This is a genomic window from Bacillus cereus group sp. N31 (assembly GCF_016483245.1).
Taxonomy (GTDB): domain Bacteria; phylum Bacillota; class Bacilli; order Bacillales; family Bacillaceae_G; genus Bacillus_A; species Bacillus_A toyonensis.
Genome location: NZ_JAEHCH010000053.1, coordinates 1 through 11234, shown reverse-complemented (window position 1 = coordinate 11234; position 11234 = coordinate 1). Strand labels below are relative to the sequence as shown.

The window sequence follows — 11234 nt, the reverse complement described above, 5'->3', positions numbered from 1 at the left end:
ATCTAGACACTTTATACCTACTAGGTGAACTATACTATTTAAAAAGTCAGTATTTATTAAAGATTAAACAACATAATAAAGAAGATGTTGTTAATAACATGAAAAAAGCATTATTTATATTTGAACTAAGAGAAAAAGAACATTATATACAAATGATTAAAGATGAACTTATTGAAATACAGAATAAAAAACACTCATAATTTCGTAAAAACTACTTACAAATCCCACAGGAAAAATCCCTATAGTTTTTAAACTTAAAACTATATTATTAAAATTAAAGTGGTTCAATTCAGAGGAAGGCACCTTAGGGTATCTTTTCTTTATGCATTAAAAAGGTATCGACAGCATTCCATAGAAAAAACAAGCTAAGAGTATGCAAGGTTTTATACAGTTTTTCGACGAACCCAGTAACAAATGAGAACCCTAAATCCGCGCAAGGATAAGAATGTATAAAAAAATGAATAGGGTTATAGAAAAAAAAAAAGGTGAGTCCCCACTTTCAAAGGGAATTCGCCTTTTTCCTTGCTACTGATAATGAGACGTTATGTTAACCAAACATGTATGTTTATTCAATGTGGTTTTTTCTTATTCAGGATTCTGTCTTTTTGATTTTCCCTTTACCATTAATACTTACCAATTATTTTTCTTTTCTCAATACGGTTTTAATGACAATTTGGTATGACTGGGTTTTAGAGTAAAACTTATAATTTGTGGGATTATAATTTGAAAAATCATTTATCAATATTGCACTTAATTTATATATCATTTATAAAAGATATAAACGGAACTATTATAAAATATGGCTCAGTTAACGTTTAATGTTGATTTTCATATTAAGATTGAAGTATGTAACAACATGTCTTTACAAAAAGAACGGAGGTGATACGGTGAAAATGCATCTTCAAGAAAGTTTATATGTTCAGTTGAAAAATGCAATTCGTTGTCATTATAATGAACTTATATCTAGGTGTGGTAATGACACAATATATGGATACTCCCTAATGACGGACGACTGTTTCAGTAGCATTGGACCAGTGGCTAATAAAGAAAGACTGATTAAGGTGAATAAATCAGACCCTTTATACAACTATTATAGATATGGGGCTGTTGAGTGGAGTGAGTGGGACGATTTCGGAATGTTTGAAGAAGTGAATAAAACTATTAAAAGATACCATGAAACCGTCGAAGAAGACTTTGATTCGCTAATAGATACATTGCTGAATGAATTATTAAAAGTGTTAATGGAACTTGAGTCAGAAGGATTGTTTGGTGACAAAAACGATAACCGATTTATTGACATTTGTGTAACTGATTCATCAAACGAAATCATGCTTAAATCAGCTAGACTGCTTAATACATTAAAGGTATATGAAGAATACGCTTCAGAATTTGAATAAGAATGAATATAAGTAAAACTGCTCTTTATAAGAAGCGGTTTTTTTTTGAAAGTCAACAATTAATATTAACAGAGCCTAAAATATAAAAACTGATCATCTAAAAACAACTTCTGATAACGATAATTATGTAAATGAGCTGTCCATATGGGCGGCTCATTTTATTTTTTGCTTAGCGTGTTTTTTTCCAAAATCCCGGCGATACCTCATTTGTCTAACTCTTCCTTATGCTAATTTCTTTGTAAGTCTTTTTATTTAAATGTATAATTGTACAAAAAGTCGGAAATTTTAGAATCGAGGTGAACAGTATGAAAAGTTTTGGTACGTTAGTAATTTCTACCGTGATTTCAGCAGGCTTAGTATATTATAATGTCGATTCCTTTTATAATAAATTTACATCAGGGAATACATATTACTGGGTAAACGGTATCCTAGCTGCTGGATTCCTTATATCCTTAATTATCAACATAAAGGATATCATCAAGAAAAACTACACAACTTCTGAATCGAATTAAGGAGCCTATTAGGGTTTCTTTTTCTATGCAAAATAAAAAAGCAGCGGATTCGCTACTTACAATTTGTTATTTTACTGAAAGTAAACTTATACCCATTTGTTTACTTCCAAATTCACTTGAGGTACACATTTTCTTGTTTCAAAAAACTCATGTTTACAAAGGTATATCTTTATAAACAGTTAGGTATCATCTATGAAACATTGAAATTATTAACTATAAGGAGGGAGTGCAGAAATGGAAGAAAAGAAAGTGACGTGGTTAGAACTCTTTTATGATTTGTTATTTGTGGCGGCAGTGACGGCTGCGACTCATGTTTTACTTCATGTTGAAGATGGTCAAATCCATGCAGAGTATTTAGTAAAGTTTGTCTTAATTTTTATTCCGATCTGGTGGGCTTGGGTAGGGCAAACCATCTTTGTTAACCGGTTTGGAAAAGATTTATTTCATCAACGAATTTTTTTGATCTTGCAAATGTTTTTTGTCCTAATAATGACATCAAGCTTATCAGCTGATTTTGATCCTTATTATCTTTCTTTTTTAATTGGCTATATTGGTTTAAGGGTCGTGACTGCAATTCAATATCTTGTTGTCCAGCGTATAGAAGAGGGGGCTCGAAAAAAAGCAGCACTCTTTTTAGGAAGATATTTTTGGATTGGAATCGTTATTTCATTATTATCCGTCTTTTTTGATTCTTGGATTCGATATGCTGTGTTATATTTTGGGATTCTTATCGATATTATTGTCCCACTGCTTGGAAGGAAGTGTTTAGAAAAGGTTCCTACAAATACAGCCCACTTGTTAGAGAGATTTGGTCTATTTTCCATTATTCTCTTTGGGGAAGCTCTTGTAAGCACTCTTGTGATCATTCAACCTAAACAAGGAAATTGGGATTCAATAAGCTTTGCGATCATTTCATTTATCCTCATTATTTCGATGTGGTGGCAATATTTCGATAACATGGAGAAGAAACTCGACAAGTCTAGACAAACTTCTGGTCAAATTATTATTTACGGTCATCTATTTATTTTAATGTCTTTGAGTATGGTTGCAGCATCCATTAGATTATTATTTTTACATGAGGTCTATTATTCTTTTATCTTATATTTTGTTTTTGGTTCTGTATTGCTCTATTTCCTGTCAACTACAATTGTTTTTCATCAATACAGGTTTGAACAACACCGCTTGAACATTTATTATTTATGCTTGTTTTTAGGAATTTTAGCACTCTTTTTTGTTATTAATTTAATTATAGTAGTGCCGAATATTGTGATAATAGGACAATTAACCTTATTTTTTATCATCTATGCTAAATTAACAAGTACATAAATAAAAGCATCAAATAAATCAGTATCAAACTATAATACTGGTTTATATGTATATATTGGTAGCTTTTATATTTGATATTAAATCTTATTATTCACGGTGACTCTGATGCAACTGTACCTTTTGAGTTAAGTGGAAAACGCACATATGATTCCATTCCTGATAGTAAACTTGCTCTAATACAGGGTGGTCCTCATGGATTAAACGCAACTCATGCAAAAGAATTTAATAAAGCATTATTAACATTTTTAAAAGAATAATCTTTGAGGAACTACCGGAGGCGGTTCAACAGCAATATCAAGAATAATAACACGAATTTATCGATTAGGGGTTTTCCAAAAAGAGTAGCGCTATGCTTAATCTTTTGGAAAACCTTCTTTACATAGTTTTTTTAGGTCTCTTAGGGGAATCGCCACAGCGCTATCAAGTTAAGAAATACAATCTTCCCATAAACGAAAAAAACGAACTGAACTTCTATGGACAACTATGAAAGAATGAAATTTTTGTTTTGGGGATAATTCAAAATCTTAGGTTGATGGGCATGGGGTACCGCCAGCATTTCGGAAAAAAACCACGTTAAGCAAATTTCAACACAAAATAGCCGACTTTAACCCTTTTAAGACTAAATCGGCTGTTTTATATTCAAAACTTAGTTGTTTGTAATATCAAAAGAAAATGTTTCTTTTAGTCCCTTTTTCCCGTCAGAAGTGATTTTTATTGCTCTTGTTTTAGGTAAACGTTGAACCCAATTTAGTTCTAATAGTCTTTCTAGAAGGGCATTTCCTAATGCTCCCGCAAGGTGGTGACGTCTTTCACTCCAATCTAAACATTTGTGTGTAAATGAACGACGCTTTTTCTTAACCCTTTCAAGATCAATTTGAAAATTTGTAAAGAATGACTCCCCTTTTTCAGTAACAGTAAAACCGTCCTTTTCTTCATAAATAACACCTATTTTAATTAAAGAATCTGTTAATTGTACTCCTAAATTTCCCGCAAGATGATCATAACATGTTCTTGCAAAACGCATCGCTTTATCTTCCGAAGCCTGTTTTAATGATTTAATTTCAATGGGTGGAGCTATTGATAAAAATGACTCCATAACTTGAGCAACTTCCGGATTTCGAATTCCATAATATCGATGTCTCCCCTGTTTTTCAACTATAACTACATTCGCATCGACCATTTTTGTCAAATGGAAACTAGCCGTCTGTGGTTTGATTCCTGCCATATATGCTAATTCGCTTGCAGGGTAGAATCTACCATCTAATAAGACTGTTAATATTGTTGCACGAGAAGCTTCACTCACAAGAGTAGCAATCATTGCTACATTTGGATTTGCGTTCATTTTAATTTCCCCCTAATGTAATCCATATTTCGATGATAATCGAAATGTTTATATTCTACAATAAATAGGGAAGAACATATGAATAGGAGGAGAAATAAAGATGAAAAAAATGACTCAGGTTTCAAACACAGAGACTATTAAACCTAAAATTCTATACTACGGAACTCCTGTAATTTTACTAAATTCACTAAATGAAGATGGAACAGTAAACATCAGCCCTATGTCATCATCATGGGCATTAGGAGATTGTATTATATTAGGAATTGGACTTGGTGGGAAAGCTATTGAGAATTTAGAACGACATCCTGAATGTGTAATCAATGTTCCGAGTCCTTCATTATGGGAGAATGTTGAACTATTAGCCCCCTATACAGGGAAAAATCCTGTTCCAGATTATAAGAAAAAGAATGGGTTTACATATGAAAAAGAAAAATATGATATTAGTAGATTAACACCTACTGAGTCTAAATCGGTAAAACCTACTCGAATTATGGAGTGTCCAATTCAAATTGAGGCAAGGGTGAAACATATTCGAATTCCTGATTATTCTCCTGATTTTGCAATTGTTGAGACACAAGCTATACATGTACACGCTCATAAGGAAATCATTCTTGAAGAAAATCATATTGACCCAAATAAATGGAGCCCACTTATATATAATTTCCGTCATTATTTTGGTCTTGGTAACCAGTTAGGTAAAACCTTTCGATCCGAAATATAAATAAATATATTATCTTTTAAATGGGACAATCCTTTCCTAATTAAAGTTAAATATTGTAGTAAGAAACCGAATTCCACCTGTTAAGGAATTCGGCTTCTTTATTATTTTTAATTTTGCTAAGAAGTGTTATTTCGATTTCCTTATAGCATCCAATACAACACAATTTAAATTAGCGTTAAAATGGCTCAAAAATCCTTAGCGTGGTTTTATTCCGTTTTGCGGTCTGTATCCCATGTCCATCAAGCTAATATTTTTAATTACCCCCATTATGAAAATTTTATATCTTTGCAAATTTTATTTTTTCACTACTAAAGAACAAATAAAAAAGGTCCTTAACAATTTGTTAAGGACTGCGGAATAAAACCGCAATTTGGATTGAAATCCAATCAGTTTGTAGAAAATAAGTTGCGATTATAATAGTAATTACATTCCCAAAAGCAATGTTTCAAATGGATTTTAGCATACCTGAAACTATATTGGTATCAATAAAATATGGATTGGATTACAAATAGTTGTTTTGAATATTAAAAAAAGTTTAAAAGTTGATTACTTCTCATGAAAAAACGTTAAGAAGAACTTGTAGCGATAAATTTTATATAATAAATGAGAAGTTAACTAAGTAGACAATTGAACACGGAACTCATCAAACCTCACACATTGATTCATAACTAAAATACTTTAAACAAACGTCTGTTTAATTTTTCTATACCTAATTTTTTCATCACATAAATAAAAAAGATAAAAAAATCTCCATTTACATATAAATTATATTTAATTACAATATGAATTTCATTTTCTTATAGTTAATTAATTCTAACTATGAATATATGCCTTTCTATAAGAACGCTACATTCTTCTCTATTTACCTATGTTTAAATTTTTAATAATTAATTAGTATATATAAATTGATTTAAAGTTATTTACCCGAAATATCCAAAGGTTTTGCAATTTGACTATAAAAAAGAGTCCTATTTAAGATATTTCTATAATGAGAAAAGACACCTGTGAAGGTGTTTTTTCATCTCTTCTTATTAATCTAGGCAGAATAATATTTATAACAATAAAAGGTAGTAGGTACTCTTAGGTTGATGGCGATATAATGATCCCCATCAATGAACAAAATAATGTAACATGGTAAAACAATATTCGGATGGGATTCCAATACATATTATTAAATATTAAAGTGGTTCAATTCATAGAAAGGCACCTTTGGGTGTCTTTTCTTTTGTACACTAAAAAGCCTCGCCATCCTATGGAAAGGGTGAGGTCCTTATGTATATTACTCAGTAACTTGTTTCCTCTAATACTTTCTTCTTGATTGAACATCTATTGCGTCATAATCATAATGTCGCTTTTAAATAAAGTCACGGTGTTATAAAAAAGACGCGATGTTTTGAATAAAGTCGTGACGTTTATAAAAAAGTTGGGATGCTTTTGCCCTGTGTATCTGTTTATCTAAAGGGGTGTTTTTATAGTGAAAAGTGAAAATAAGATCTGAACTGAAAGGCGGATTAAGGAATTGTTGAGTAGCAATAAAGTTACTCAACTAAAGGGCCAGGTTGTAAAGTAAGATTGTACAACTAACTCGGAGGTTAGAGAAGGATTTCACGATACTTAAATAGAATTTCTCACTAATACTTCTAGATGATTTATTGGATAGATTCTCTTTATTTTATGAGTAATAAGATATATTACATGAGTACTAATGAGATCAACAAAAATATGAGGTGTCTAAACATGGGTTTTTATTTTAAAGAATGTAAGCAAAGTGATATTGGGGAATTAATCCAAAGATATGTTAGTACATTAAGCTCTCCTATTGATTCCGTTTTAGAGGAGCACATTCTCAATTCCGTATTTTATACAATCAATTACAATTCTGAAGTTGCAGGTTATTATGCCATTCATAGTAATCAGTCCCTAACACAATTTTATTTAGATTTATCATACTATAATGAATCCCAAGAGATTTTTAACAATGTTCTTAGGGAGTATTCAATTCAGTCAATACTGGTTCCAACATGCGACGAACTTTTTTTAAGTTTGGTATTAGATCATGATTATAAGATTGAAAAACAAGCTTACTTTTTCCAAGATAACAAAGTGGAAATTCCAAAGGAAAAATTATTTAAAGATGGGGAACTCAGAGCAGCGGTTCCTAGCGATGCTCCAAAAATAACTGAGGTATGTCAGGATTTCATTGGAAAAGTGGAGGAACGTATTGAAAATAGGGAAATATTCACCTACACCAAAGGAAGTATTCTGCTTGGAATAGGGATTATAGAAACAAGTAAGTTACTCGACAGATATGGAAATATGGGCATGTTTACAAATGAACAATACAGAAAAAAAGGAATAGGCAGAACGATAATACATCATTTAAAGGAATGGTGTTATGACAATAATCTAAATCCGATTTGCGGTTGTTGGTATTATAACGCTCCCTCGAAACAAACGTTAGAAAGTGCTGGTATGGTCTCTAAAACAAGATTATTAAATATTAGAGTCCTATAGATTTTTAAATGATTGAATTTATAGCAATCTTAAGTTATTCAAGAATCGGGCGCTTTAATGGAATAAGGATCACAAAAATTATCAGACTTTTTTATAAAAGGATGATTCAATTGAATATAGAAAAAGCGTGTTTTGATCAATCTTTTTTCAAAGCACGCTTTTTCTATTTGTTTTTTATCAAGGTTTAGTAAGTTAATTTAATCAAACTTTATTCAAACGCTACACATAATAACAAAAATCATTACTGCAATTACGAGTACCGAAAAACATAGACTAATATATGCACTATTAATTAACCAATAATTGCAACTATATTAATTTTACATTACATTAAGGGTGGAGAATATTCTTATACTAATAAAGTGCTAAATAGTAGGTGAAAAGATGGAATTTAACGATTTGGGTATTACCATTAAAGAACTTCGAATTAAAAAAAATATATCACAATCCGAATTATGTCATGGAATATGTTCACAAAGTCAAATTAGTAAGATCGAAAAAGGTATGATTTATCCATCTAGCATATTGTTATACCAATTATCAGAAAGACTTGGTATTGATCCAAATAGTATATTTGCACTAACTCAAAACAAAAAATTAAAATATGTAGAAAACGTAAAATATGTAATGAGAGATTGCACTAAGCAAAAACAATATAAAGAACTTTATGAAATAGTAAAACAAGAGAAAAACCAAAATAATTTCCAATCAACAGAAGATAAACAATTTCTACTATGGCATGAAGCAATTGTTATATTTATGGTGAATAAATCAACAAAAATTGCTTTAAATCTTTTAAATCATGCATTAAAACTAACTTTAACCAATATGGATTGTTTATCAGAAAGAGAAATAGAGATTATGCAGACAATGGCTATATTTCATGGGGAAAATAAAGAATATGAAAAAAGTATTAATATATTACGAAGATGTTTAACTAATTTTAATAAGCTAGATTTTCCTAGAGATAAAGAAATTAAATTAAAAATCATTTTTAATTTAGCAAAAATTTTAGGCCATACAAATCAACATGAAGAGGCAATAAAATACAATGATATAGGTATCAAATTAGCTATTAACCTAAATACTTTATACCTATTAGGTGAACTCTACTATGGAAAAGGTTGGAATTTATTAAGATTAAAACAACATAATGAAGAAGATGTTGCTGATATCATGAAAAAAGCATTATTTATATTTGAACTAACAGAAAAAGAATATCTTATAAAAATCATTAAAGAAAACTATTTTGAAAACCAAAATAAAAAAAATCACTCATAATTTCTTAAAAACTACTTACAAAGCCCCAAAAAAATCCCTGTAGTTTTTAAAATTAGAACCATATTATTAAAATTAAAGTGGTTCAAGTCGGAGGAAGGCACCTTAGGATGTCTTTTCTTTATACATTAAAAGGGTCTCGGTCTCGACAGCATTTCGGAAAAAGACCATGCTAAAAGTATGCAAGATTTTATACAATTTTGCGGATAATATAGCTTTTTCTTACTAACAATAATGAGACGTTATGTTAATTAGGTTTGGATATTGTATACATCGTCTTTTCTTCAACTAAGAGTGCAGATTCATACAATAAGAATTATTTTTAAAATTATAAAATAAGAAAAAGTGAACCTATATTACTACTGATAGAGCTATGTTATAATCAAAATAAGGGTTTTACCCTTATTCCCTTTTTATAGGAGAGTGTTTAACATGATTATCAAGTTCATTCGTTTACGTTAATTTTAAACACAATTCGTTATGCCCAACTATTTTTTTCAAAATATGTGGGTTTATTTGATTGTGTCTTTTTTTATTAACTAAATACGAATGAAATGAGGAGTTAATCATGACTGAAAAGATTATTAAAATTAATAAAATTGATATATGTACAGAGAGCTTTGGTAATTCAGCAGATCCAGCAGTCTTACTGATTATGGGAGCCATGTGTTCAATGGTTTATTGGGATGAGGAATTTTGTCAACAATTAGCTAATACGGGCCGATATGTTATTCGTTATGATAATAGAGATGTCGGACGGTCAACTACTTATAAACCCGGGAGTTCCCACTATACTGTGGTAGATATGGCTGATGATGCGATTGGAGTACTCGATGCATATCATATTGACGAAGCACATATTGTTGGAATGTCATTGGGTGGAATGATTGCTCAGATTGTAGCCTTAAGGAACCCTCAGAGAGTTCTAAGTATAACTTTGATTGCATCAGGTCTTTTTGGTTCTGAAGACAACAACCGGAATTTACCTCCAATCGATGAGAAGGTACTCGCTTACCATGCTAATGCGGCCAAACTAAATTGGTCAGATGAAGAATCTGTTGCAAATTACTTGGTTACAGGATCAGCTTTACTCTGTGGTTCAAATCATAAATTCGATGAGAAGAGGGTTTATAAGCAGGTAGAAAAAGAAATAAAACGAGCAAATAACCTACTCAGTATGTTTAATCACTCTCTTCTTAAAGGTGATGATTATTATGAGGGGAAGTTAAAAGAAATCAATATACCTACTTTGGTTATCCATGGTACAGAGGATATAGTGCTTCCATACGAGCATGGTCTTGCTCTTGTTAATGAAATTCCCCATGCTTTGTTACTAACCCTAGAAGGATCAGGTCACGAGATTCACTGTGACGATTGGAATCATATAATCAACGCTATTTCGAATCATACTTCAGTCCTATAATCATTATAGGACTCATATAAAACAAAAAAGATTTGGAACTGTTACTCAGTTAAAGAATATTAATGCTCAGTGATTGATATTTCTTTCCTATAACGAGAATTATGTAAATGAGCTGTCCATATGGGCAGCTTATTGTATTTTTTGCTTAGCGTGTTTTTCTTCAAAAATGCTGGCGGTACCCAAACATTACTTAACATGGTAAAATAATATTCGGATGTGAGTCCAATACATATTATTAAAATTAAGATGGTTCAAGTCACAGGAAGACACCTTAGGGTGTCTTTTTTTGTTCCTAATATACACTTTTCCGTAATATTTTTAATATTTACTACCGCCTGGTTTCTTTTTATGTGTATTTATGGTTAAGCGCTACAAGTCTTAACATTGCCCCTTTTTATTTTCTTTCGGCAAAATAGTTGAAACTGGGTACAGCCTAGATACATGTAATTTAAGGTTATGGTCTGTATTTTATTTCCATTATCAGATTTCAGTGTAATAAAAAGCTGTTTTACTAGGATAGCACCACATCGCTATCAAGCTAAAAAGGACGGGTTACCTCAAAATAATAAAAACGAGCATAATACACAAAATTTTCGTTTTGGGGTATTTCAAAATCTTAAGTTGATGGGCATGTGGTGGGACCCCACATCCATCAACTTAAGGTATATTTTTATACAAAATGCGGTCTTTCCATATAGTTTTTTATTATCTTTTATAGATT

Annotated in this window: 8 protein-coding genes and 2 pseudogenes; 9 read left to right on the top strand and 1 reads right to left on the bottom strand. The window is 30.9% G+C overall.

All coding sequences use genetic code 11. The annotated features are described in order from the left end of the window. The 5 genes and pseudogenes from JDS81_RS29420 to JDS81_RS29400 all read left to right on the top strand — a co-directional run. Positions 1–200, top strand: a pseudogene (locus JDS81_RS29420) (transcriptional regulator); the annotation flags it as partial. Positions 201–893: 693 nt separating this feature from the next. Next, positions 894–1397, top strand: a complete 504-nt coding sequence (locus tag JDS81_RS29415; protein WP_033663422.1) for a DUF4303 domain-containing protein — start codon at positions 894–896, stop codon at positions 1395–1397. A gap of 305 nt (positions 1398–1702) precedes the next feature. Then, positions 1703–1909 (top strand): hypothetical protein, encoded by a 207-nt coding sequence (locus JDS81_RS29410; protein ID WP_000834523.1) that lies wholly within the window; start codon positions 1703–1705, stop codon positions 1907–1909. Positions 1910–2143: 234 nt separating this feature from the next. Further along, a complete protein-coding gene (locus JDS81_RS29405; RefSeq protein WP_097955277.1) occupies positions 2144–3235 on the top strand; it encodes a low temperature requirement protein A in 1092 nt (363 codons plus the stop codon). 74 nt (positions 3236–3309) lie between these two features. Then, positions 3310–3492, top strand: a pseudogene (locus JDS81_RS29400) (alpha/beta fold hydrolase); the annotation flags it as partial. A 389-nt stretch (positions 3493–3881) separates the two neighbouring features. On the opposite strand, the gene JDS81_RS29395 reads toward JDS81_RS29400, so the two are convergent. Then, positions 3882–4577 carry an ArsR/SmtB family transcription factor gene (locus JDS81_RS29395; RefSeq protein WP_097955279.1) on the bottom strand — a complete coding sequence of 232 codons (696 nt, stop codon included), beginning with the start codon at positions 4575–4577 and terminating at the stop codon, positions 3882–3884. 100 nt (positions 4578–4677) lie between these two features. On the opposite strand from JDS81_RS29395, the gene JDS81_RS29390 reads away from it, so the two are divergent. The 4 genes from JDS81_RS29390 to mle all read left to right on the top strand — a co-directional run bounded on the left by JDS81_RS29390 (position 4678) and on the right by mle (position 10513). Continuing rightward, complete coding sequence (locus JDS81_RS29390; protein ID WP_097955280.1) at positions 4678–5298, top strand: flavin reductase family protein; 621 nt, start codon at positions 4678–4680, stop codon at positions 5296–5298. 1737 nt (positions 5299–7035) lie between these two features. Next, positions 7036–7812, top strand: a complete 777-nt coding sequence (locus JDS81_RS29385; protein WP_097955282.1) for a GNAT family N-acetyltransferase — start codon at positions 7036–7038, stop codon at positions 7810–7812. Between the two features lie 384 nt (positions 7813–8196). After that, positions 8197–9093, top strand: coding sequence for a helix-turn-helix domain-containing protein (locus JDS81_RS29380; protein ID WP_097955283.1), 897 nt, complete (start codon positions 8197–8199; stop codon positions 9091–9093). 565 nt (positions 9094–9658) lie between these two features. After that, a complete protein-coding gene (gene mle, locus JDS81_RS29375) occupies positions 9659–10513 on the top strand; it encodes an alpha/beta fold macrolide esterase (protein ID WP_097955285.1) in 855 nt (284 codons plus the stop codon). The last annotated feature ends 721 nt before the right edge of the window (positions 10514–11234 follow it).